We start from the raw sequence: 23742 nt of genomic DNA on the forward strand, positions 1-23742 counted from the left end.
ATTCCCTCAAACACTGCGACTGGCAATGCGATCGCGAGAAGACGCCATTCGCTAAATGTGCGGTATCAAAACAAAAAATGCCATACACGTTGGCATTGGGGTCAACGGTTGCTTAGGGTAAATTTTTCCTAGGTCCGCTATTGGTCGATCGCGGCTGGCTAAGCCATAACAACGAATCCGAGACTGCAAGGGGACTAAGCCGGAAAGAAGGCGCGCATGGGCTTCCCATGGGCAGTGTTTGGTCGTTGCAGCACCTACTATGCTTTCCTAGGTGGGTTTGTTTGGGGCTATGGGAGGTGATGATGAAGATCAAAGAAAAGAAAGAAGTTGAGATCGTCAGCGACATCCTGTGCGATGTCTGCCTCGAAAGCACTCGCGTCGAGGGTCATAGCCTCCAATACGCCATCTTGCAGGCCCACTGGGGATACGGTTCCGCCCACGATGGTGAGCGCTATGAGATACATCTGTGTGAACGCTGCTTTTTCCAGGCAGTTGCCAGCCTTAAGCAGGAAAGGCGTACCCAAACGATGTTCAGTGAAGACGACAAGGACAAATTAACTGACAATTTCGGCATGGTCGCAGTGGACGACTTCTTCAACGACGGCGGGAGATCGACAGATAAACCGTGAACGAGACGATCAAGTTTACTCACCGATTCGGACACTTGCGACTAGCTCCTTTTGGCCGATTTCTACCGATCGCGACAGACTGGAGTCGGCCAGAAGCAGTCATTCGATGATGGGGCACGACACCGTCCTGAGAGTCTGTCCGTCGAATGCAGAGTAAACCAAAGGGGCCACTCACTCAGCCGGGGATTATCGACCAGGAATGCAAGCAGAGGGGCGAGTAGCAGCGGAAAAACGCTGCCGAATGTAGCCAGCCCATCAAGAACTGCTCCTTCAATTCACCGCATACAAGGACCTCGACGATGATAATCGCCTTGTACTGGTCGGACGCTGGCAAAGCGCGCAAGCACGAGAAGCCATCTCTCCCAGTCCTACAATCAGCCAATTAAGGGCCTGCCCGAAACCCTTCACAAGGCCGCTGGAATCTGCTCGGATCCTAGTTGCCGCCGCTCATCTCCAATCCGCCGCCCGGCCGTCATTGTATCGTCCGACAGCGAACGGCTCATACCTCGCTCTTTTCGTGGCCTCCGAAGAGCAGACTCCCAGTGCACCAAATGGCGTGGCCGAAGTTGCGGATCAACTGCTCGCCCTGCCGCAGATACGACGCCGTTATGTCGATGCCGGCGAGCTTGAGAGCTTCGCCAATCTTCGAGCTCGTTGGGTGCGCGTCGCCAAGGCGCATGTCGTAGGCGCCGGCGATAGCAGCGAAGACCTCGCGCGCCCGCGCCTCTCCGGCCTTCTGGGCCAAAATACTTTGCAGCAACTTGTTAGAGCCCAACTTCTCTTTGTCAGGGTGGTTGGACAGCTTTCGAAGAGAGCGAACGTCGAGTCGATCCGAGAAAATGCGAACGAGCTCCTTGGCCAGCCGCAAGAGCGAAGCCTGATCTTTGCTCGAAAAACGAGAAACGTTCTGCATTGACGTGTCATCGTCGATCTCGTGTGAGAACAGCGACACGCCAAATGCCTTGTGAAACTCGGCTTCCAGCAGCCGCATGCACCCGAATAGCATCTCTTCCACGGCATGGGTGCCTGCCGGCTGCGCTTCGACCTGTGAGGCCAACAGCTCGGCGCTGACCTTGCCCTCCGGTGCGGCGTTACTTGCGGCCCATAGAAATTGCTCCCAGGCGGGCAGTTTGGCGATGTCGTAGGCGTAGACGGTGATGAGCTCCGAGGCGTTGACCCCGAAATGGGTTGAGTACCCCGAGGTGGAGTTGATCGCGCCGGTTTCAGCCGTGTACCACTTCAGGGAGAAGCCTCGATGGGTCAGGAGTTCGGTGACAACGGATGGGCGGAACCAGAGCCACCGTCCAATGTCTTCGTCCCTAAGCTCGGCCGAGAACCTGCGCGAGCCGTCGGTATCGACAATGAAGTGCGGCAGGTTCTGATCTTGGTCCCCGCGCACTCGGGTACTCTTGCCTTGATGTTCGATCCACTCGTCGCGCCAGAACTCGCCTTCAACGCGTACTCCAGGATAGCCGCTTCGATGGCCCTGGGCGTTCTCCGAGGCGGTGTTCTCGTCCGTCTCGGGCCCCATGATAGGTGCGTCTTCCTGCCCGTCGACGTCGGTACGCCACATTCGGAAAAACGCCCAACTGCCGCCGAAAACGGCGTCCAGCTCCTTGATGCGCAATTCGTATCTTCCGCCTTCACGCTGCTCTTGGATCTCGTTCAGACCTGCATAGAGACTGTCCTTGAGGCTAGCGACGTTCTCGACGCGCTGACGGTAATAAGACAGGCGGAGGGATAGGCCGCGAGCGGCAAGGTAATCCATTAGGAATTCCCGCTTGATCTCGATCAGGCGATGGCTGCCATCGCTTTCCACCGTCTCCCTTGCTACCACGACAAAGTCCTCTTCCGGCCTAACCCAGTTCGGCCCCTCCTTTATCAGGCCAAGCGCAACCACTAAGTCCGGATTTAAAATCCACTGCCGGCCTCCGACCACGGGCTGCGGATGCTCGAAAACGAGATTGATCCCGATGGGTTCCTTGTCGTTGTACTGATACTCATCGATCGGCGAGTAATGGCCGTCTGAGTATGCATACGGAGCCACGGTGTGCCCGATGCCGATGTCACTCCAGCTCAAGCGCTCGGCGAGCTCTTGATGCTGCTTTGGAAAGGCGACGGAGCCGCAGGCGAACACGTCCCCGACATACCCCACGTCTTTCACGTTGCCACGCTCATCATTTAGCGACGCACGAAGGGGGATCCAGGTCGCCCGCGAAAACGGGCGCCGGATTTCAGAGGTTTGAAGGATCCAGGCTTCGGTCATAGATCGGTTCTCTAAGTGATGTCAGCAGCCGCGGCCTCAATCCAAGAGTGCGACCCGGAAGATGTTCGCTGAACGTAGGTGGAGAAGCCAGACCTACATCGGTAAAAGATGGGCTGGAAGTATCAGAAAGCAGTCATGGACGAGCGCCAGCCTTTGGCCGGCGGCGGCTCACGAGTAGTCTCATAGGAGAGACCATTCACGCTGCGAAGCAATCATAGATCTCCTCCGAGCGAGCTTCCGCTTTGGGTTGTCTGGGCTGACCTCATCACGGGCAGGCCGTTTCCCACGGGACTACGCCGACAGCAAGGCCTTGCGCTGTAACTGTGGAAGAAACTGTCTTCACCATGCCTCTCGTCACTGCCATTTGGTGCTGTCTTCGCGGATGACTCATCGACCGCTTTGGGTCGTTTTCGCCGGTCGCGACGGGCAGAGAACGGCCAGAAGCGGATGCTCGGACCAATCTGACTTCAGCCGAATGCGTCGTTCGTCGCAAAGGCACAAAGCTCCCCAGGCGCCGTTGATGGCCTTATGGGTCAGCCAGCCGCAAGTGACTAACCCTTATCTGGCTTCAAATGAACGAATCTTCGCCAGCGCACGGCTGATTGGCGGGTTTCCCATGCCTACCGGAATAAGAACATCGTCGTCAGGCTTGATAGCCGAAATCTCCTGGTCGTTCTCATCGATCTCCCAGGCATGCGTGACAACAACCCCAGAGGTTAATAAATGGCTAACGAGCTTTCCTTCGGCATTCACCGTAGCAACATGACACTTCTTGTGCACCTCATAATCTTTCAAAAATCTGTCAATATTTTCAGAAGAGCTTGGCGTCATAGTATGGATTCTAGAAAGGGTTGTTTGGACTTTCGAAGAGCCATCATCAGACCGATCAATATTGCTTGTAACAACCACACGATAATGCGCAGGATTCTGCCTGCTAATGCCACGTATCAATGCGATGCGCAAAGTGTTATTGGGATCTTTGTCCCCGATAGTTTTTGCGATATTCTCGAATATTTTATTCCCAACAGCGGCATGCTCGAAGCCAAACATCAGCAAAGGAATTTCACCTTCGCATGTTTGGAAGCCTAAGCCCTTCCAACCGGCTTGATCCCACAGACTCACCTGAATGAGAGAAACTACTTTAAGCTCTCTATGTTTCATTGTTGAAAACTGAAACGGATGTTTTGGACGCTCCTCGCGCACATTCGATTTAGGGCGCCAATCCATAGGTTCTATGTTGTGATGTTCAAACCAAGTGGCTTCTCGTGTTGGCTTGTACAACTCGAAGACCGCATCATTGTGAGAAACCATACCTGGTACTGCATCGCGCCCTATGAAATAGCTATCCAAGCTAATATTAGAATTGAAGATAACTGCGCGCTCCAAGGCCTTATCGTCTCGAAGCATTTCTTCCAGTTTCGACCAGCCAATTTGAGGGCAAACGATGGAGACAAAGTGAAGGCAGAATTCACTATAAAAGTTCTGGATTCTACTTCTTTGCTCGTCGGTTAAATTGGCAATACTGAACGGCGAGCAGAGAATCTCAGCAGAAGTCACCTGCGCAGCAGTATCGAATCTGTGCTGCAGTATGAAGTCATCCTCATCTTCCAATAAGATATCAATATTCACGGCGGGCACTGTAGCCGCTGCATGGTCTGACATCATCGGTGCGCAAAAGCTTTCCAGTACAGCCAGCAATTGCTGCGCCAGCTCAATGCAGGGGGATTTCACTGGGAAGGATACAGACACCTTACAACCCAGGATGTAGGAGCTTATGGTCGTCCAGCGGTCTAGATAAAGGTCGAGCGGAGCCACCGGAGCTCCCATATCAATGCTGCGCCACATGTTCATAAATTGAAAATCAATTGGCTCGCCCTCAGGCCCCGCTTTATCTTCATGACCCAAGCAAACCAATAGTGCGTCCGCACTGAGTCCTAGATCCAATTGATTCAGTTTATCCGGCAACCACGCCAGCCTCTCAATATCTGAAAAATTGGCATTGAGGAATAGCTTACCAATCAAACATTCATAATTGATCTTCTGACTATCTGTCCAAGGATTTTCATCCAGCATTGGAGAGATGAGATGAGCCAGGTGATACCAAGTCAGAGACTGGCCCAAGCGACCTAGCTGACCTTCAATCCACATGAGTCGTTGGTAAATAGCGGCTTGCTTAGCACTGCTTCGCTGTTCCTTCAGCGCATCAGCGGTAGCAAGGTACGCTGCCATCATCGCTGCCCCGCGCGCAGCCCAGAGCAATCCCTGCTTCTCATACGAATGGGACAGCATATAAAGGGCAGCGAAAATTTCCCGCTTGCTCTCGCTGCTATACAACCCATAGAGGGACAACCCAAAGCACTTGATCGCCCTGTAGTAATCCTTTTTGTCGCTGCTCAGCGCTCCGCGCCTCAGGTACTTATCTGCCTTTATCCGGCTGTTTTCCCGTGCACCGGCATCGTCAATGACCTTATCCATCAGATCTTCGTAGGCCTTGAGATCTCCAAAGGCCACATCGAGAGCTTCCAACAAATTGACGAGGCGAGCCATAGGATAACCAATCAGCTTATGGGCGCTGTCGACTATAGTGCTCAGGATGTTAAAGGTAGTGTTGACTTGATCCTCACTTTCAGCCGTCAACAGGTCTAAAAGCGCCAAAGAAGTCTTGGCCTGCAATGCACCGCTTATCATATCCGCGTCTTCGGCTATCGAGTTCAACTTCTCTCGAATGGCAGCCTCCAGGGAAACCACATCGAGGGTGCATTTGCCGTCTCGATGAGTGGTGACCACTAGATTGAACAACGTTACGACTTTCTCCCATACCTCAACGTTGTCGGTCTCTTGGGCCACACCAAGCGCTTTTTCAAAGGTTTCCTCAAAGAGTTCGGCATTTTCCAGCCACCAGTACGCGGCCCATGTCAGCTGATAAAGGGCATCAAAATGCTGTCTTGGGGTACCAAATTTTTTCGCTGTCCGTACGGCGATATCGAACTGATGCTGTACAGCAGCGGCATCCCGCTCAAGCTCTTTGTAGATGATGGCACGCTTGGTGTAGAGGTCGACCTGGGGGATGGTCAAACGGACTGGATCTTCAATCTGGTCGATCTGGCGTTCGATCTCTGCTAGCTGGATCTGCTTGTCAGCATCGAATGGGCCGATCTGAATTTTGCTGTCAATGCTGCCTGTAAGACCTAGGTGATCGATAGCAAGGTGCTGATTCTTGGGCTGCAGCGTTTTATCAAGCAGCCAGGTTCGATCGAGGATTGTGACCTTGACGTCATACTTTTCGGAAAGCTCGTCTTGGAGCTCTGCCCTGGAGCTGTTCTTGATGAAACGGCTGGTGACACAGAAGATTCGGACGTAGCCACGCCCTGTCGACATGATGCTCTCGACATCCTTTCTGCATTTTGCCCTCCAATCTTTCTGGGTGCTGACACCGAATGCCCATCGCTCGGACTCCGGGGACTCGTTTAGTCCCCAGAAGAAGGCGATCTGGTTGGTGACAGGGAAAGTTTCTGTGTCGGTTTTGCCGTCGCCACCTGCTGTTGGGCCGGTCTGGGGAACCAGGTTGGGACAGATTTCTCGCTCGCAAAGTTTCCGTACGAATATCTCGAACTGAAGCTCTTGGCTTCGATTGTTCAGAGTCTCAAAGTGGTACTCCAGCATGGAGCGGTCGATGGTCGATTCTTGTAGCTTTACAGTATCCGAGAACTGCTCCGGACGTCTTGCTCGCAGGAAGTCTTGCGGCTTAGGGCCAGCGATCTTGGAAGCCGATTGTTCCTTTTCCATCATCCACTCCTGAAATGATCAATGGCATCGCCCGGCTACGATCAACGCCTTGGCCCTGAGCCAACGCAAGGCTCGGAGTCATCGTGATGGTGTGCGGTTCACGATGCTGGGGAAGGTCCGTGCAGACATGGTGAGCGGACGATCGTTTACACCAGCCACCGGCCTTGATGGCTGATGGCTTGCTCGAACTTATGGGGCCGGCCTCTCGGGCTGCCAAAAATTGCAACTGAAGTTATTCAGGCCTCCGCCGTGGGGACTAGGCCTGACCAAGAACACCTCAGGCACAGCATCACCGTCGCCACCCTTGCGGAAGAACTCTCTCAGAGAGAAGAGCGCCTGCATCTTCAAGCGCTCCCATTCTTCGAACAGGCGATCTTCGAGATCCCTAGCGACCTTGGCGGCGCTAGGTTTGCGCTTGGGCGGCAACTGGGTGTAGTTGGGCTGAGGGGAAAAGTCGTAGACGAAAGTCAGTTGCCCGTGATTCCAGTCCGCAGACTGTGGCGCTCGCCAGCGGAACGGCACTCGCACAGATAGCCGCTTGCTGAGGTGGAAAGGCGGCCTGATCTGATCGTCAATGTAAAACAGCTCCCCCTCTTGGCGCTCAGTTTCGAGCCGCCCCCTCATTTGTTGCACGGCGTGAACGAGGTCACTGCCGGCACGCAGCGCATCTTGCCGAGTCCGTTCGCGCTTCGCATGGGACTTGGCCTTGCTGTACTCAGCGATCGCTTGTTGGAACCCATGGAGCTTGGTAGCCACGTAGGGCCCACAGTTACTGAGATCAAGGCCATGAATCGGCCCTGCGCGCTCTTCATCTAGGCACTTGTGTACTGCTGCCCGAAGCACCGTCTCGTCGACGTCGCTGATTGCAGCTTGCTGATCACTGGGCAAGTTAATGTACGACATAACCAAAACTATCCTTGTGTAATGGTGGCCTGGCTACCGCCTCATCTCAGCCCCCGGCCACTGGCCACTGGCAAGCCTTCGCCCGCGCCTATGGGAGATTGATTGTCCCATGGCGATAGCAGGAAACTCTTGAGGATAATCGGGCGATGCTGTCACAAATGCTCAGATAGGCGCAATGCCCGCAGTGCCGGCCTCTGGAGGCAGACCGATCAGCTGCTGCAAAACGTTGAGCCTGAATCTCCCCTGCTTCTGTAGACGCCTTCAAGCTTCAAGGAAGGGCTGCTAACCCTGCGTAACTGTCCGCTTTTGGCCGATTGCTGTCTGTCGTGGAGGGCTGCAATACGACCCATAACTGCCGACCATAGAACCTGGCAACAGTCAGGATGGAAGAAGGTGTCAGGCAGTTTGATGCTTTTCGCTGCCACAGGGGATGGCGGTGGACGCAATGTAGAGTCATACAACGCGTGCAGTCCAAGGAAAAGCTCTCATTTTTTCAATCAGAAGCTGCCGCCCCGTCAGTAGTTGGTTCGCACCAAAGTTTTTCGAGGTCGACGTCCTCACTTGCCGGTTGCTGGTTACGGGGTAATCGGTCTACCTGGATCACCATCGGGAGATCGAAAGCCGTGCCCGTTACAACGCAACACCCCTGAGACAGCCCGGGGATCAGGCTGCGCGACATGCCGTCCAACGTCGAGATTGTGTTGTCGATGAGAAACAAATCTCTGTCGTTGACCAGCCGGTGGATGAAGAAGTTGTGGAGCTGCGAGACGATGGTCGGGGAGATGTCTGCGGGGCGCTGGCTGGCAATCGTAACAAACATGCCGAACTTGCGACCCTCTTTGATAATCTCCTCGAACTGTTCAAGTCGATAGTCCTTCCAACTTTCGCTTTCGCGCTTGGACTGTTCGGAAAGGATATTGTGGGCTTCATCGACGATGATGTGAACGGTGCGATCAGGAGGAGTGGCCACAGTGGACTTGTGCACGTTGTAGTAGTGTTTAGCGAAAAGCAGCGGCAGGACCTTCTTGACCTCATTGTTGCAGCGGCGAAGCGAAATGACGGTTAGCAGCTTCTCGACTTGCGGCGCATCCGTGATCACCAACACCCTTCGCAGGCTGGTAAGCGATGATTCGACGCGCTTAAGTAGCGGTTGGATATGCTCGAACTGCACATGGCCGGCATTCAGGTCAGACATCAATTGAAGATTGACGCGAAGGACGAGTTGGTCGAACTCGTCAAGGCCTTGGATATTCAGCGTGTCGACGGTTTGCTCAATGTGTGCTGTGTATGCACCGCCGTTTGGATCGATGAACGCCCCTCTATAGTTGAAACGCCCGTTGCGATACCAAGTGACGTCGCCTAGTAGATCTTGAACAGCCTGATTGTTCATGCGTCTCGCGACCGTTCGCATTAGGTCCAGCGTGGCGGGTTTGACCTCTCCGGCACAGAACGATTGGCGAAACTTACTCTTCGCATAAGCCGCTAGTGATGCCGGATTCGCCCCGTACTTCAGCTTGCCCACGATGACCCGGTTGAGGAAGGGTCGCTGCGTGTTGGGGGTCGCCTGAAACAACAGGGAAAGTGTCTCAAGATCCCAGAACTCAGACTGTTCCAATGGAAACCTGGAGCTGACATCGTTGACATCTGGGTTGGTCATCGTCGAAAGCTGATAGACCATCTTGTGGGCTGCTGGTGCCAGTTGCTCACCGCCGTACTCTCCGTTGAAATCGAGGATGATGAAGCGACTCTTACCCGCAATGAGCTGCAGCTTCTGATCGAAGAGGACTGTGTAAAGCTTCGCCAGCGTATTGGACTTGCCGCTACCAGTGTTGCCGAAGATGCCAATGTGACTATTGAATAGGCGCTTCCAAGGAAGCCCAACAGCGATCTCCTCTTTGAGCATGTTGCCAATCTTGAAATCGTCCTGTTCCTTGCGGTCGAAGATGGATCGGATGCGCTTCTCGGATAGCAGGAACGCCGGATCCTGAATCATTGGCAAGTATTTGATGCCCTGTGTAAAGCCTGCTCTGTCAAAGAATCCTATGGGCTTGGCCTCAACTTTCCGGACATAAATCGGTTTACCGCCCTGCGTCTCCATCCGAGATTCATCCAGGTATTCTCCCTCGACCATGCAGATGATGTCGCGAAAGCCTCGCTGGATCGACAAATACTCCCGGATCGACACCCCTTTGTATTTCTCTCCATCGTGAAAGAGCGTCTCCTTACTGGACTGTTCGTCGATTTTTAGAATGACCTTGGTGCCATGAACGGCGATGACTTCACCAACGCGGATACTCATGCTGGTTCCTTCGGGTCGTTCGCTACGTCTGCTGCGGGTACGCCTCTCGCGGCGGCGCCAAGAACCGGTAAAGGCAGGGCAGTCGCGGGCTTCGTTGCCGTCGCCGGCCCTAGTGCCTCAGGCCAAGTCAAAACCTTCTCGTTGAATGCAGAAAAATCGAGCACACCGTCTTCGAGAACAATGCACTTAACGTTGCGATTGCCTTTGAACTTGTGGTGCATTGCCTCGTAACCGTTCTGACTGAAGCAGCAGACGAACACCTGAAGACCCGGATTGGATAGCGAGCGCATGACCAAGTTGAGAATGTGTTCGTCGGCAAACGAAAACCCGAAGGTGACTAGGACTGCGTTCGGTTTCTCGAGTTCGTAGCTCAGCAGTCGGAGCATCTGGTAATAGTGCTCCTCATACACCGTCTCGTGGAACTTCCACTTGGTCGGATTGACGATGGGAGCCTGCTCGTACTTCTCCCAGAACTCCTTCAGCGCTTCATCGGAGAACCCGGGATCCCTTAAGTCTGCCAGCGTCGCATCGGGGTTGGCCAACGTCGCGGAGAACTGTTGGAGCATAACCAGCGCATCGGCATTTATCAGCGAAGGCCGCTCCGACAGATCGTATCGGACCTGGATAGCCCCTTGCATCTTGTTCCAGTAAACCGACCCATGCAGATGAATCAAATTGATCTGAGGGATGCTGCTCTGGTAGCGGCCAAAGACGCCAGCTTGGCAGAGAAAGGATCCGAAATTGCTGGCCTGCAAAGTACGCCGCGTGAAACCGCGTGCGCCGTCATTGAGTACGAAGTCTGTGTTGCCTTCGTTCAGCAACTCGTCAGCTACAAGAGGAAAGCACCCGTCGTAGTTCGTGGTAAAGACGTTGCATCGACGATCTAACGCTTTTCGGCGCTTCACCATCTCAAGGACTGTCGACAGGAACGTGCGGTAGTTGTCGATGACCTTCCGCCCCTCGTCGGTAGCGGTCGCAGTCTGGATGGTGAGCTGCTCCGCAGGCCTGATGCACTCGTTGTAGTAGTGCATGAACAGCGGGATCAGGCGCCGGTCCTTGTCGTGCTCAAACTTGGTCGCCAGTTCTTCTAGTGTGTACCTGCCATTACCGCTCTGTAGTTGTAGCTGAAGCGTGGGCAGAAGCCCGAATGAAGCCCCCGAACCAAACAGAAAATTAACGTCCTTATCGTAGATGTCGCCTATCGAAATCACTGGCACCTCCTAGTTGTGACCGTTTTTATAGATGAGGCGCACGATTCCGATGTTGTCTGACTGGGATAGCGATGTACCCGGTACGTGATGTAGCACGTTGATACACCAGATGGCCATCCACGTCGATTAGCTTAGTACTTAACGAGCTTGCATGTAGATGTGAGGAATAGCCTCCTTCCCCCTTCATTTGGGACTTGTTTCTGTATGTGCAGTGAATCACCTCGTTTTCCAGGTGCATCCCAGTGACCGCAAGTGGGCCGATGCCTGTGGTGAGTGACCGCCTCTGGCCCCTCTCTGTCAGTCGTCAGTCACTCTTTGAAACCCGCTGATAGCCAAACTTTTTTCAAAATCGACACTGGCCCTAGCGAATATCGGTCGTGAATCTGTGGCGGGGAATATCACATTGGGTATCTGGAGAATTGGTCAAATTCCGACTCGGAATGGGTCGGCATAAGCCCGTATACACTTGCCCGTATAGCCGTAAAAAGCTCTTTTCCGAATATCAGCGGGTGTGACATAGGCCACTCATAAATCGCTGCTGTAATCGCTTCCTGCGAGCGTACAGAGACTGTATTCGTCTTGTTCCGCTCCAGTCCGAGACGCTTCATTCCACGCATGGTGGCGGTAGGGCCTGGAGGCTGCTTGCTCCCTTTAGTACGCATAGTTCAATCGCATCTTGGAGTGACGCTGCACCCTCATCCGCCCGTTGCCATTGAGCCTCGTGCCCCTTCGCTCTGTTCAGCATGCTACGGCCCTTAGTGAGGACTTGAGGGCGCTTGCAGAGCTTCTGTAATACCTCAAATCACCAGATTCGGCACTAGCCTCCAGGGTATGTTGGCGGATCCGTCAGACTGCAGCTAGCATTGCACTTTTAATTGGGATGTCGTGATGAAAGCAGGGATAGCGATTAATCTAGTCTTTGTGGTGTTGTCTAGCGATCTGGCATATGGAGGTGAGCTTCAAGACGGGAATGAAAATTGCAGTTCGTATATGACGCCAGGCACTACAGTTCCCACTGTGGAGTTCCTAACGTGTTCATTTCGTCGTAATGGTGCGTTGCAGGAGCAGGAGGCTGAGAGACGGAGGATAGAGGCGGACGAGAGGTACAAGATGTTATATAAAAATAGCCCTTCACATTCGTCATGGTCTTATCAGCGCTGCGTTATTAAGAACCTCCCTGATGCTCAAAATGATTATAGTGCTCAGGTTATGAATCAAGATTGCCTTCAATTTCCTTACTACGCAAAAGAGACGGATTCGGATTATTTTGGATATAGCACCGCAGCTGAATGTTTTCGCGATACTGCTAAGAAAACACCGAGTAGGATTGCAGCAGTTAATATCAGGCGTGCTTGCGATGATCTGTTCCCACAGTGAAATAGCGGGCGAGATAATATCCAGTGGATGACACAAGCTTCTGCACTAGTGTGATCTATACACTGCCCAATGGGCTCACAGAGTGGCTTTAACCCTTTGAACTGTAGTCGTGCTGCACTCCAGCATGTGGGCTACTTCGCGAATGCTCTTGCCGTCATTCAGCGGTATCGTGATGCGGTTACGAAGGTCTGTATCCACCTGACTGCCTTTGTACGCACCAGGTTACGCTAGTAAAGAAGCTCGATGACCATCGAGATCGGATTGCTGATCACGCTGATACTGTGGCTGGTGCATCAATTGCCGCTCCTACCGGATTGACCGTATTGGGGGTAACAATTGGTGTTGTCAGTGCTCCTGCCATTGTTAATGCTGCCCCCATCATTGTTTCCATCGCTGGAGGGATGGTGCTCTTTTCAGCGGCGGCTTCTCTCTATTCAAAAGCAAGGAAAAAGCGGCGGTTTGACGAGTGAGTTGCAGGTTAACACCCCCATCTTTCCGCCATTATACGTAGAACCTCGCAGATCAAGGTCTGTGGGGCTTTTTTGTATATATGTTGTACGTAAGGATTGTGCGTAAAACAACTCATCCTCTTCGACCCTCCACGCCCCTCTGTGGCAAGCTCCCTTTGGTCAGCTTGGTCGTCCAATCGCCTAATACAGCTCTACAGGACTCCATGTTAGTTCCTGATTAACCCCTGTGCCTGCCCAGCGTATCGCTACCGGCTTTCCGGTTAGGGGTGGACCGCAGAGCAGCATTTGTGGAGCCTCATAAAACAGCTATCAATATGCCTGTTGATTCCAAAGGCGACTAGGTATATTCAGCCAATTAGGAAATCTATTCAATGCTGTCGAGGGACGAGAAGTGGCGAAATTCAAAGCGGAGATAGTTGGGGTATTCGGTGAGGATATCGCAGTACGATATCTCCAAGGCAAGGGATATGAATTGGTTACGTTTGGAGGGGATGATAAAACAGCTGCCTCTAAACTTGTGAAGGAGCTCCCTCGGATAACTAGGTACTGGATAGGCTCTTCTCGGGCTGATCTCGCTACATTGCAATTCACAAATGATAATGCATGGGTCGCAGGAAATCTTCCCGGATGGGCAGACCTATCAGATGGTACGGTTGATGCTCTTACCTCGACTTGTCGGGCGACATCTAAGTGTCGCATGCGGGATGGCAGTCAAAAGAAGTCGCCTTGTGCTGCTGGAGTGGGGCTATTTGAGCGAGCAAACCTTGCTAAGGTTTATCCTCTTGGAGTCTCAATCCAGTCTCGTGACGGTGTTCAGTTGAAGAGAAGTGCGATGCACTTTGCTTATGATTGTTCTAATCATCTTGCGGAGATCATTGCGTCTGACTATCTTGGCGATATTATCCCTCTAGGTGATTTTATGCGAGACAATCATCTGGTATCTGGCTACATACAGAAAACCTGGGAGAAGTATGCGAGCGGTGAGATGAAACTTCCATATTCAGGGGAGGACATAAGAACGGCGGGTATGACTACTCCTGAAGCAGAGGGAATGAAAGATGCCAATCGTCTCTATATGCGACAGCAGCAGAAGAGATTTCCGGGTGGTCATCCCGGTCGATTCGATTTCGTGGCTAAAGACGAACTAGGTTTGATAGCAGTCGAAGTGAAGGTCAATACCTCGAAAATGTCGTATTGGCAGGAGCTTCGCTTCCTGCTCTTAAACAGGATGGGCCATAGAACTATGCTTTTGAATGTTAAGGGAGATCATGCGAGTCTAGAGATGAGTTATTCGGGTGGAGGGTTTGAAGGTGTGGCTGTAGAGGTCGTGAACAATCCTCCAGTTACTGCTCAGGAATTGGACGGATACTCATTTGAAAGCGTTATGTCCACTGTGCCTCGAAACCATATCTACTTTTGAGCTTGAAGATGCGGCACCTGTTGCTCGCAATTGGTGCGATGCGGTTTGAGAAGTGCCATGAAACCCAAGCTGAACCCTGCGTTAACTCTGGATACTGAGGCATGCAATTCGATCCTGATTAGGCCGAGGCTAGAGAGTGGATGGAGTGTGTTAATTAGGTACGCCCTGATGACCACTACTCGGATGAATACAGTTTCGTGGTTCCCAGCGTTGTTGCCACCCATCGCAGGCAGATTGAACACCATCGTCCAGCCATATACTGTATACACATACAGTATTCGGTGCGTGCGGGATGAAAGACGATTTGATCGATGACAGCGGGTTTGAACTAGGCCTCCCCTCTCGCGAGGAAATGCTCAAGCATCAGTGTGATTTGCTTTGTGCCGAGCTGGAGACGACACGTCGAGACTTGAGGAAGGCTCACCAGAACATCGCCGGACTGATCGTCATGTACCGGGAAAGCTCGACGGAGCTGGCCGCCCTGAAGATTGAACACGAGCGGCTGAAGTGGACCCTGAGTGACATGTACCGGCGTGAGAGCGAGCGGGAAACGGCAAGGATGGGCTACCAGTACGGCGACTACTCGAAACGCGAGAAACCTTGAGTCCCAGGGCGAACGCGTGATTCACGCAAGCCTCGACGCACGGCGGTTGCGAAGATAGGCAATGCGAGCGACCACACCGGCATCTTGATTGGCGAAACTCTTCAGCCCGAGAATCTCCAAATCCATCCAGAACAAGACAATGGCATCGACGAAGCCAGCTAACAGCCCAACACCGATCTGAACGGACTGGATCGACGTATCCCGCATCACAGGGTGCGGCGTTGGCAACGTGTCGTGCTGGGGCCACAGCTCTGGGTGCAACTTGAACAGTTGCCTTGAAGACTTTCCAGCACCATGCCGACACGCATTGCCCAAAAGCTGCAACTTGTTCAGGGCGACGTAGGAATCGAAGGCGGTCAGGTCAGTGCCACGGATGTACTGGAACAGCTTGTTAGTCTTCTCGCCCCAAGTCATATGCTCCAGTTCGTCGGCTGTCACACCCTCGATTCCCAAGGAGCCAACACAGTGACCAAGGTAGCGGCGAAGCTGTTGCTCCCAGAGGGATTGGATTGACAGACAGAACGCCATGTTCGTCTTGTCGATCAGGTCGCGATGGTCGCTAGCTGCGAAACCGGCAATCGCTAAGTTGTCACTGCTCGCCAGCTCTAGGTGTTTCTGTTCCAGTGCAGCCACTGACGGCCTCACCACTAGATCAAGGAACTCTTCGGCGATGGCACCGTTACGAGAGGCGTAGGCATCAGCCCAACCGTGCTTCCATGCGTGAGGCGTTGTCATCACCGGTCCTTAGTCTCGTTACAGAACCGATGATGTTACCAGCCAAAGGTGTGGGCCACGTACTAGAACACCGGATGGATACCAGTGCACTAGACTCATCGGCACATGCGCCAACTATGGGAAAGGAATCACCATGAAAGCAGGGATGGCGGCAGCGGCAGCGATGGCACTGGTAGCGACACTGACAGCTGGTCATGCTTCAGCTAACGGAATGGCCTACGGTTATGGGGCGCAAGGATGCGGAAAGTTCGTCGAGGCCACAGATCAGAAAAAGGCCGGAGATCCCTATTCCTCGGATCTCTTCATGTCGTGGATGGCAGGGTTTGCAAGCTACAGCAGTGGGTTGAGCGGCAGCGAAACGCTTAAAGGCACTGACGCCACTAGCGTCCAACTCTGGCTAGAGAACTACTGCCGAGCGCATCCGCTTGAAATGTTCTTTTCGGCAGTGACACACCTGCTGCAAGAACTGGCCGAGAAGTGACCAAGACCGTTTTTCCACAGATTTTTTTTGCCCCGTCTCTGACAGACTTGCATGCGGTGGGGGTCGATCTGTACGCCAGCCAGATAAATAATGATGGGGCTCACCCAGTGCGACGTACTGCATCCAGCGAGAATAGGCACTGCACACACCGGGCGAGCGGGACAGATTGTAGGTTGCTACTCTCTGGCTGTCAGCGATTAAAGGCGTAGTCGCATGATGGCGTCAGTAATCCCTTTAGCATTCGTATCCAGCGTTTCCATGGCAACCATGGCGTTAGCGGCGACACTCCCCACACCGTTCTCTGAGAGCCACTTGGTGATCTCTTCTATGGCAGCCCCTAAGGCGTGCTGGTTGTAAAGAAGCAGCGTCAAAGCATCCGCCGTTGCGATCTTGCTTTCTGGGCTATCTGGCATGGCTATCGTCCTTGAGTGATGGTGCGGGAAGCCTGGATCATCTAGCTGTTGGCTGGGGCGGGGGTGGGTAATTGCACTGGTCTGCCCTATTGTTTGCATTCGACCTGATCAGCCCTTTGGCTCGAATTCGACCAGCACGCTTCGTGGTCATAACCGGCAGAGGACGACCCATAGCTGTCTATCGTCTTGCCTGCATAAGCGGGGGCAATTCAGATACAACAATGCGATGAGTCCAGAGACAGCAGTAGCTGCTTTGGCCACAGTAGGAATGGATTCCCGCAATGCAATCACTACTGACTTCTTTGGCTTCCCTAACTCAAACTGCTGCTTGACCACATCCACGGTATCTAGCGCTTTCTGTAACTGCTCCGCTGAAAGGCCAGCCTTCTGTAAACACGTCGCGATGAAGGTTGATACTACCCGAAAGAGGTAGCTGCACAAGCCTTGGCTGCCACGAAAAAGCCCGCACGGGGCGGGCTTTCTCTCTGGTATTGATCACAACCTGCCATCCCGCTTCTATCCCTTCTTCGGTGCAGGAGGTGGCGCTTTGGGGGACGTTGCCGGCGCTGACTTGTCGTCTCTTTGCTAACTCCACCTGTTACTGGAGAGCCAGACTGATTACCTGCCTTTTTGACATGCTGATCTCACTTCTTGCTTGCTGGTGGAGGCGCTGATGGCGGAGTTGATGGCCGAGTAGCAGTCGATTTCGAAGGAGGGCTAATCCCATCCTTGAAATATACATGTGTCGGTCCTTTGTCTACTGGCTTGTCATTGCTCATCACATACCCCCCAATCCATTCCGACCTGGAGGCAAAGGTGGTGCCTTGGGCGGCGTCACTGGACGCTGGCTAGTCGGATTCTGGGGTGTGTGGTCACCTCCGCTCGGCCTGCGTGGCGGTGGTGATATACCTCTTTCCTCGTACATAACTCACCTCTATTTATTTGCTGGGTGCTTTGGGCGGAGCGGGTGGCGGAGTAGAGGGGCGCACATTAATCGGGGCTGGCGGGCTCACGTTCATCCCCTCATTGCTAACCCGCACCACCAACTGTTCTCTGGGCTTGTTGCTATCGGTGGTCATTCAACGTCTCCTAGTTTTCAAGAAACTCGACCAAAAAAACATCGGAGTTGGAGACAAGGTAGCTTTCAATCCCTGGCATCTCCACCCATTGGTTCTGATCGTCCATCCAGCACGGCTGCGTGATGAGGAAGTGCCCAACTGCCGGATCTGTAGGCCAAACTGCTGGGTATCCAAAAAGTCCGACCATCAAGTAGAGTCAGCACCACACTTTTACCTGCGCGCTTGCGAAATGCATAAACCCACTCGGGATACGAGGCGCGCGAGGTGAGGCCTAGCCCCCTGGCAATGCCATACAGATAGTCGTGGTTCGACGCATAAGCGAGTCCCAAGCCGAGGATCACGGCGAGGCCGACTCCCCACGCACTTTCGACCAGTGGTGTCCAGTTCCCCAACAGAAACCAGTGATCTCCGATGTACTTAAACAGCTGTTCGATTCCAGGAACCATCATCGTAATGACACCAGTGCCGATCAACGCCTGGACTGTTCTCTCAAACTGTCCAGGCTTCTTCGCCTCGGCCAACCAGTAGAAGATCATCGTCGTGATGAACCCTGGTATGAGCGTCTGCACCAGAGGGATAATCTTCGTTACTAGGTCTTCCATTACCACACCACCGAATGCCGTCACCTGGCCAGCACTATAGCTCCAACAAAGCACGTCATGACAAAAAGATAAACGCGACACAAGCTACCCTTCGCGCTGTACCTTCTATAAGAAGACTACTGTTTCGCAAGTGGGGCGTTAACTCACCGCTTCTGGCCGAATGCTGCCTGTCGCGAAGGGCTGAAATCGGCCAAAAGCTGTCAATCAGATGTCCGCGAATCGATACCCCTTGGATGAACATTCCAGCAGGTTGAGATTTAGTTGACCAAAATATGCTCGAACCATGGGTGCCGGATTCATTGCTGCCTTTAACCAGTTTTTGTTCTGGTGTCATTTAGCCATTGGCTTATAAGTGTTATAAGGTGACGAAGATCATTGGGGAATCCCGGCGGTCTGCTGAGTCGATGCCGAGCCTGCATGGTCAACACACTCATTATTTCACGTCTACGGCTCAAAAATTACAAGAGGCTTACAGGATGTTAACCGAGTTTAGAATTAAAAACTTACGGAGCTTAAGAGATACCGGAACGGTAAAGCTTTCTCCAATAACTATTCTACTGGGTGAAAATAGCTCTGGGAAAAGCACTTTCCTACGAACTTTTCCTCTACTTAAACAAAGTGCTGAGACCACAACTAGAAGCTCAATTCTTTGGTTTGGAAAATACGTAGATTTCGGAGATTTCGATCAGGCGCTTATAAGAAAGCAAGGCGAAAAGGAAATAGTTTTCTCCTTCGGACTGACAGTGCCAGATCAAATTTATTATCGTCCGATAAGGGCCCAGGGAATCGCTCGCGATAAGGGTGTCTCTAAAGTTACTGTCAATCTCCGCCTAGCATCCTTAGGAAAAGATGGGTTGACGAGAACCGCAGGAATTGATTTAGATATAAAAGGAAACTCTGTTAAAATTGATATCAGCGAATCAAATAAGATCAGTTCAATTGTTGTCAATGGGGAGAATTACAGTAATTACTGCGATCTGTATTCGTACAGTTCGGCGGTCAGATTACTCCCGTTTATTCGCGCCAAAAGCGATGCAGCGAAAGAGGACATCTACAGGTCATGGTGGAGTGGGTTCTGGCCAGACGAAATTATGGAGGATTTAGTAGATACAGTGAGAGCTTATTCAAATAAGCGGACTAGTTCAGATTCGCTTTCCAGTGCGGTTTTCAAAGCGTTGATTGGCAACAAGTCAGAGATGCTTCTTCATTTCAAAAAAATGTTCAGCACTAATACTTGGAAAAACAAAACTATTGATGCAGATCTTGATAATGAAGTTTTTGTTCGATTCAAAAATCTGCTGATTTTGGCCAGAACGGGAATAGCGCTTTACAATTTAGACGAAATTTTAGATCAAACCTTTAGGCGGGTTTCATATATTGAACCTATTCGCGCCTCGGCACAACGATACTACCGTTCGCAGGACATCGGTGTAAAAGAGCTAGACTCGAAAGGTGAGAACTTAGCGATGTTTCTACGGAACTTAAGCGAGCGCGAAAAAAACACCTTAGACGAATGGTCCATGAAAGAGTTTGGTTTTAGGACCGTGGTACAGTTTAACGGAGGGCATGTAAATTTAGGAGTTGCATTTGACAAAAGCAAAGACTCTTATAATCTTGCCGACATGGGGTTTGGCTATTCCCAGGTCATTCCGATCATAATACAGCTCTGGACTATATTGCATAAACCAATTCGAAATGGAATTCCGGGGCTATCTTACACCTGTGTTATAGAACAACCCGAACTTCACTTGCATCCGCGTATGCAGTCGAAGCTAGCAGAGATGTTAGTTTCTGTAGTAAATACAGCTAAAGAAGCTAACATAACCTTGCACCTTGTGATCGAGACGCATAGTGAAGTGATCGTCAATAAGATCGGCCTAATGACGGCGATGGGAACTCTGAAAAAAGACGACTCAACTATAGTTTTGTTCTCGAAAGAGCCAAACACCTCGCAAACAACAGTTGAGTTTAGTGGGTATCGTGAAAATGGGTCTCTTCACAATTGGCCTTATGGCTTCTTTGATTACGAGGCCTAAATGATTATTTACATTGGTGAGGCCATCAGAGATTTTGTCACAAACGGAAGTTTGAGCCCTGCAGAAATCGGTGCTCTTGAAGATATCGCATCAGCAGTTCGATCTGGCGATCACTTAGTGCTCGGCGACGGTCAGTCGTTATTAGCTCTTAGTAAATTTGTCAAGCTAGGAGCTTCTGCACGAGCAGCGTATAAAAGCGTATTTGTTAGAGTTCCTCAGCAAGAATCAATCCTTGAGAAGGTTGAAATTTATGCAAGAGTCGAACCGGGAGATGGTATTCCGGTTCTTGGCACTATAGGAAACCAACAGATTATCTCTATCCCGCTGCTTTTCTGTGCCGATATGAACTTGAGGGCTCCTCTCGAGATAATTTTTGAAGAAATAAATGATCACTACATTTACGAAATAATTACTGAGTGGTATGTAAGTCGAGTTTTAAATGTAAGAGCACTTGATCGTAAATATAGGCCTATCCATGGAGGAGGTAATCGGACATATTCCGTGTTCGAAAGAGCGCAAAGAGATAATAATTTATTCTGTCTTTGTATAACTGATACTGACAAAAAATATCCATCTGATGACTGTGGAGCGACCAGTACTAAAGTCCGAGAATCTAACGATATAGCCAAAGTCCTTGCGCACCACCTAGATTTGGATTTTCATGAAATAGAAAACCTGGTACCTCTATCTTTTATCGCAGCAAAATCTAATTCTCGACATACCGATGTAATGGTTGCTGCTCTGAAGTCCGCAGAGCAAAATGGGTATCAAGAAGCTAAGCTTTTTTACGATTACAAGAAAGGATTAAAATATAGCTATTTACACGCCTGCCCTGATGCGCATAGGTACTGGAGTACGGCTTTGCTCGGGCTTGTTCAGGGCTGCCCTAAAGGTTGCCAGCCAGATAGCTGCACATGCGACTTATTGAAGCCGCTGCAGAATAGAGCAGAGATGCGCATGCACATCGAACAACTCACTCCGATATGTCCAGATGAATGTCCTACACTGGAGGCTTTATGGAAAAGTATCGGCTCGACGCTGACGAGTTGGAGCGCTGCGGCCCCCGCGAGATTAGTATGACATTAAGGAGGAATTAGAAAGTTGCGGTCACGCTTAAGTTTCAGAATAGGGCCTGCTAATTTGACGCAGCGGGTTCTATTCCGATGGGCACCTGTTATTTCGAACTACAATTATTTTGAAAATTTTAACACCTAAGCAGGTCGCGAGCTTGTTCTCAAACTGAGCCATAATGAACCTCCGTTTTGGGCCGAGATCCGTCTGTAGCGAATGTCCCAAAACAACCCTCAGACCTCTATCGAAAAGGACGGTAGCGGTCAGTTACGAGCGTCTGCTTTTGGCCGATTTCTGCCCATCGTGATGGGCAGCAGACCGAAACTATCCCCCTGCTTATGCAAATAAAAAGCTGAGTAAAGCCATTCAATTTCGGCTATGACTCCAGCTATGCGATCGGCCAAGGCAACCCAGAAACAGCGAAATACGACATATCAGGCTCGAACCGGAGCAATCGCTTCAAGCTCTGTCGGGTTGCCTCGGAAAGTGGCGTTGAGGCCCATGCTCGCCCTAGAAGCGCGGCTATGGAACGGATCGAGTTACCTGCCACCACTGCACGCGAAATCTCTTCGCGTTCAGCCAACGTCAGCGCCAATCTGGACCCGCGGCGTACAGCGGGTATGAAGCCCCCAGTCTCGGCAGGATGCGCTGTATCGATGAGCGGTTTCGTTCAAATAGTTGGGCGATCTGCTGGAAAGAGAGTCGCCTTTCTGCCAGTGATCCCACATCGATTTTTTCTGGCTTTCAGTGTAATAGATCCGAGGTCTCGGCTTCATCTGCAACACTCCTTCTGATTACACAGAATTTAGTTGTGTTGCGTCGACCGGTTGAATCCACAACCCTAAACAGTCAGTTGATACAGCCCAGGAGATTGATGCTTCTAACGTACTCTGTTTCATAGAGTACGAAGGTTCGGTGCAGCCATCACCTGACTTACCCCCTCGACATTAATATAGACCCATCGGCCAGAGTCTATCTCGAACCTTCCTCCCTCTTGCAGAGGGGAATAGGGGGGGTCATAGAGACACCCTTTGACAAATAGGCAAATAACGTCAAAGAGCAATTGCGCAGCATCATTCCATGAAAGATTATCTAGCGAAGTGTGATCAAAAAGAAAGCCAGATAAATTTATAACGTCTTTGCCGGAAGACCGCACTCTAGCCAACTTTGCGAACCTCCACTTTACATTGATGTCAGTTTCGCCAAGCAAGCTTGTATAGGCATCAATACAATGCCCGATGCATATATCGCGCATATACTTTGCTTGAGAGTTCTGCCCATCTTGCAAAGCGCCGACTGCGTCCTGCCATCGCGCTCTAGCTGCAATAATATTGGACAGCGCCCATGACCGCCTCAAAAGATTAACTGTGTGATCATTGCGAGGTAGAGGTTCACCAATCCACGGTTCGGAGATAACAACCCCATAGCAAACATCATGAATCATCTCTAGTGCTTCAAATGGCGCCGGCCGACAATTACCCCATTGTGAATGATCAATATTTAAATTTGGCAGTGAATGCATATATGCTTGTAAAGTGGGCAATGATAGGTAGGTCACGTCTACCCAGCGTTGGAGGGTTTCAGAATGAAAAATAGTTGTAGGTCGACTTTGTTTCCGCCCTATTACAAGCACATCTATATCGGAAAGTCTATTACCAAAACCCTCAACCAGAGACCCACCTATAAGTACATAATCGGAGGACGCATGAAAATCAATTTCTGACAAAATTTTAAATAAACACAGGCCGAGACTTTCAAGTAGGTCTGCCTTACTAATAAGTCGACGACTTTGTGGATACATATTTCAACGTTCCATCGAGGACAAGAAAGAAACTACACCTCCATTCATTTCATTAATCGAGGTGATTAGATCACGAGTCCGCGGATCGTCGGAGTGCTTAAGAGCCGTGTTGGCATGCGTCTCCGCTGCCCCCACATCACCAAGAGCTAAAAATGCCAGCCCTAAATTTTGATGAGCCAACCATTTATCTCCATCAGTAAGCCCATCGAGAGTTAATACGCGCTCCGCAGCTAATTTTGCCTCTAACGCATCATCTTCACGAGAGCGCCTTAGCTTTACTTGAGCTAATTTATTCAAAATATCTGGAGTTTGTCCTTCTGGTTGGCTCGCGAGCGCGTTAAGCTCCGAATCGGCCAAGTCGTTCATCCCAGCATGCGCATGAACAAAAGCCTGGCACCGAAGTACATCGAACGGTGTCGGCTGTAACATCTCTGATAGTTTGTTTAGCTCGGTTCGTGCTGCTATCGCAAAATACTCTTGGGATTCAACAACACGTTCGAGTGAGGCAAGTTGATCTTGGATGTCCATACATTTCTCTTCCTATAACCTAGTGCAAACG

Annotated in this window: 18 protein-coding genes and 1 pseudogene; 7 read left to right on the forward strand and 12 right to left on the reverse strand. The window is 51.4% G+C overall.

The features are described from left to right. Positions 1–302: 302 nt before the first annotated feature. Positions 303–629 carry a hypothetical protein gene (locus tag MEB48_RS20400; protein ID WP_237885733.1) on the forward strand — a complete coding sequence of 109 codons (327 nt, stop codon included), beginning with the start codon at positions 303–305 and terminating at the stop codon, positions 627–629. A 499-nt stretch (positions 630–1128) separates the two neighbouring features. Here MEB48_RS20400 and MEB48_RS20405 read toward each other — a convergent pair whose 3' ends face one another. From MEB48_RS20405 to MEB48_RS20425, 5 genes are all read right to left on the reverse strand, one after another. Continuing rightward, entirely contained in the window at positions 1129–2895 is a 1767-nt protein-coding gene (locus MEB48_RS20405; RefSeq protein WP_237885734.1) for a hypothetical protein, read from the reverse strand. 558 nt (positions 2896–3453) lie between these two features. Continuing rightward, positions 3454–6681 carry a hypothetical protein gene (locus MEB48_RS20410; RefSeq protein ID WP_237885735.1) on the reverse strand — a complete coding sequence of 1076 codons (3228 nt, stop codon included), beginning with the start codon at positions 6679–6681 and terminating at the stop codon, positions 3454–3456. A 189-nt stretch (positions 6682–6870) separates the two neighbouring features. Then, complete coding sequence (locus MEB48_RS20415; protein ID WP_237885736.1) at positions 6871–7584, reverse strand: hypothetical protein; 714 nt, start codon at positions 7582–7584, stop codon at positions 6871–6873. A gap of 493 nt (positions 7585–8077) precedes the next feature. Then, positions 8078–9883 carry an ATP-binding protein gene (locus MEB48_RS20420; protein ID WP_237885737.1) on the reverse strand — a complete coding sequence of 602 codons (1806 nt, stop codon included), beginning with the start codon at positions 9881–9883 and terminating at the stop codon, positions 8078–8080. Then, positions 9880–11094 carry an SIR2 family protein gene (locus tag MEB48_RS20425; protein ID WP_237885738.1) on the reverse strand — a complete coding sequence of 405 codons (1215 nt, stop codon included), beginning with the start codon at positions 11092–11094 and terminating at the stop codon, positions 9880–9882. Before MEB48_RS20425 ends, MEB48_RS20420 begins: the two co-directional genes overlap by 4 nt. Before the next feature lie 888 nt (positions 11095–11982). On the opposite strand from MEB48_RS20425, the gene MEB48_RS20430 reads away from it, so the two are divergent. Next, positions 11983–12471 carry a hypothetical protein gene (locus MEB48_RS20430; protein ID WP_237885739.1) on the forward strand — a complete coding sequence of 163 codons (489 nt, stop codon included), beginning with the start codon at positions 11983–11985 and terminating at the stop codon, positions 12469–12471. A 75-nt stretch (positions 12472–12546) separates the two neighbouring features. On the opposite strand, the gene MEB48_RS29150 is transcribed toward MEB48_RS20430, so the two are convergent. After that, positions 12547–12669 (reverse strand): helix-turn-helix domain-containing protein, encoded by a 123-nt coding sequence (locus MEB48_RS29150; RefSeq protein ID WP_330932716.1) that lies wholly within the window; start codon positions 12667–12669, stop codon positions 12547–12549. A 663-nt stretch (positions 12670–13332) separates the two neighbouring features. Here MEB48_RS29150 and MEB48_RS20435 point away from each other — a divergent pair. Further along, complete coding sequence (locus MEB48_RS20435; protein ID WP_237885740.1) at positions 13333–14361, forward strand: hypothetical protein; 1029 nt, start codon at positions 13333–13335, stop codon at positions 14359–14361. A 292-nt stretch (positions 14362–14653) separates the two neighbouring features. Then, the gene (locus tag MEB48_RS20440; RefSeq protein ID WP_237885741.1) at positions 14654–14965 is read left to right on the forward strand and encodes a hypothetical protein; all 312 of its coding nucleotides are present in this window, start codon (positions 14654–14656) and stop codon (positions 14963–14965) included. A 21-nt stretch (positions 14966–14986) separates the two neighbouring features. Here the strand turns inward: MEB48_RS20440 and MEB48_RS20445 are convergent, their stop codons facing one another. After that, entirely contained in the window at positions 14987–15700 is a 714-nt protein-coding gene (locus tag MEB48_RS20445) for a hypothetical protein (RefSeq protein WP_237885742.1), read from the reverse strand. Positions 15701–15833: 133 nt separating this feature from the next. On the opposite strand from MEB48_RS20445, the gene MEB48_RS20450 reads away from it, so the two are divergent. Then, positions 15834–16181 (forward strand): hypothetical protein, encoded by a 348-nt coding sequence (locus MEB48_RS20450; protein WP_237885743.1) that lies wholly within the window; start codon positions 15834–15836, stop codon positions 16179–16181. 197 nt (positions 16182–16378) lie between these two features. On the opposite strand, the gene MEB48_RS20455 is transcribed toward MEB48_RS20450, so the two are convergent. Both MEB48_RS20455 and MEB48_RS20460 read right to left on the reverse strand, forming a co-directional pair. Beyond that, complete coding sequence (locus MEB48_RS20455) at positions 16379–16594, reverse strand: hypothetical protein (RefSeq protein ID WP_237885744.1); 216 nt, start codon at positions 16592–16594, stop codon at positions 16379–16381. Between the two features lie 1144 nt (positions 16595–17738). Continuing rightward, on the reverse strand, positions 17739–18275 hold the full coding sequence (locus tag MEB48_RS20460) for a DUF6338 family protein (protein WP_237885745.1): 537 nt from the start codon (positions 18273–18275) through the stop codon (positions 17739–17741). 476 nt (positions 18276–18751) lie between these two features. Between MEB48_RS20460 and MEB48_RS20465 the strand changes: the two genes are divergently transcribed. Both MEB48_RS20465 and MEB48_RS20470 read left to right on the forward strand, forming a co-directional pair. Next, positions 18752–20311, forward strand: a complete 1560-nt coding sequence (locus MEB48_RS20465) for an AAA family ATPase (protein WP_237885746.1) — start codon at positions 18752–18754, stop codon at positions 20309–20311. Beyond that, a complete protein-coding gene (locus MEB48_RS20470) occupies positions 20312–21391 on the forward strand; it encodes a hypothetical protein (RefSeq protein WP_237885747.1) in 1080 nt (359 codons plus the stop codon). Between the two features lie 493 nt (positions 21392–21884). On the opposite strand, the pseudogene MEB48_RS20475 reads toward MEB48_RS20470, so the two are convergent. The 3 genes and pseudogenes from MEB48_RS20475 to MEB48_RS20485 form a co-directional block, all read right to left on the reverse strand. After that, positions 21885–22158 (reverse strand): annotated as a pseudogene (locus MEB48_RS20475) (helix-turn-helix domain-containing protein); the annotation flags it as partial. 119 nt (positions 22159–22277) lie between these two features. Beyond that, positions 22278–23183 (reverse strand): hypothetical protein, encoded by a 906-nt coding sequence (locus MEB48_RS20480; protein ID WP_237885748.1) that lies wholly within the window; start codon positions 23181–23183, stop codon positions 22278–22280. A gap of 3 nt (positions 23184–23186) precedes the next feature. Further along, positions 23187–23711 (reverse strand): hypothetical protein, encoded by a 525-nt coding sequence (locus tag MEB48_RS20485; protein WP_237885749.1) that lies wholly within the window; start codon positions 23709–23711, stop codon positions 23187–23189. Between the last annotated feature and the right edge of the window lie 31 nt (positions 23712–23742).

Source organism: Pseudomonas sp. PGPR40, assembly GCF_022014505.1.
Taxonomy (GTDB): Bacteria; Pseudomonadota; Gammaproteobacteria; order Pseudomonadales; family Pseudomonadaceae; genus Aquipseudomonas.

What these genes read in the sequence shown, in the direction of transcription:
- MEB48_RS20400 (WP_237885733.1), top strand. Translation starts at nt 303, where the DNA reads ATGAAGATCAAAGAAAAGAAAGAAGTTGAGATCGTCAGCGACATCCTG.
- MEB48_RS20440 (WP_237885741.1), top strand. Translation starts at nt 14,654, where the DNA reads ATGAAAGACGATTTGATCGATGACAGCGGGTTTGAACTAGGCCTCCCC.
- MEB48_RS20465 (WP_237885746.1), top strand. Translation starts at nt 18,752, where the DNA reads ATGTTAACCGAGTTTAGAATTAAAAACTTACGGAGCTTAAGAGATACC.
- MEB48_RS20430 (WP_237885739.1), top strand. Translation starts at nt 11,983, where the DNA reads ATGAAAGCAGGGATAGCGATTAATCTAGTCTTTGTGGTGTTGTCTAGC.
- MEB48_RS20450 (WP_237885743.1), top strand. Translation starts at nt 15,834, where the DNA reads ATGAAAGCAGGGATGGCGGCAGCGGCAGCGATGGCACTGGTAGCGACA.
- MEB48_RS20415 (WP_237885736.1), bottom strand. Translation starts at nt 7,584, where the DNA reads ATGTCGTACATTAACTTGCCCAGTGATCAGCAAGCTGCAATCAGCGAC.
- MEB48_RS20460 (WP_237885745.1), bottom strand. Translation starts at nt 18,275, where the DNA reads ATGGAAGACCTAGTAACGAAGATTATCCCTCTGGTGCAGACGCTCATA.
- MEB48_RS20445 (WP_237885742.1), bottom strand. Translation starts at nt 15,700, where the DNA reads ATGACAACGCCTCACGCATGGAAGCACGGTTGGGCTGATGCCTACGCC.
- MEB48_RS20480 (WP_237885748.1), bottom strand. Translation starts at nt 23,183, where the DNA reads ATGTATCCACAAAGTCGTCGACTTATTAGTAAGGCAGACCTACTTGAA.
- MEB48_RS20470 (WP_237885747.1), top strand. Translation starts at nt 20,312, where the DNA reads ATGATTATTTACATTGGTGAGGCCATCAGAGATTTTGTCACAAACGGA.
- MEB48_RS20455 (WP_237885744.1), bottom strand. Translation starts at nt 16,594, where the DNA reads ATGCCAGATAGCCCAGAAAGCAAGATCGCAACGGCGGATGCTTTGACG.
- MEB48_RS20420 (WP_237885737.1), bottom strand. Translation starts at nt 9,883, where the DNA reads ATGAGTATCCGCGTTGGTGAAGTCATCGCCGTTCATGGCACCAAGGTC.
- MEB48_RS20405 (WP_237885734.1), bottom strand. Translation starts at nt 2,895, where the DNA reads ATGACCGAAGCCTGGATCCTTCAAACCTCTGAAATCCGGCGCCCGTTT.
- MEB48_RS20485 (WP_237885749.1), bottom strand. Translation starts at nt 23,711, where the DNA reads ATGGACATCCAAGATCAACTTGCCTCACTCGAACGTGTTGTTGAATCC.
- MEB48_RS20410 (WP_237885735.1), bottom strand. Translation starts at nt 6,681, where the DNA reads ATGGAAAAGGAACAATCGGCTTCCAAGATCGCTGGCCCTAAGCCGCAA.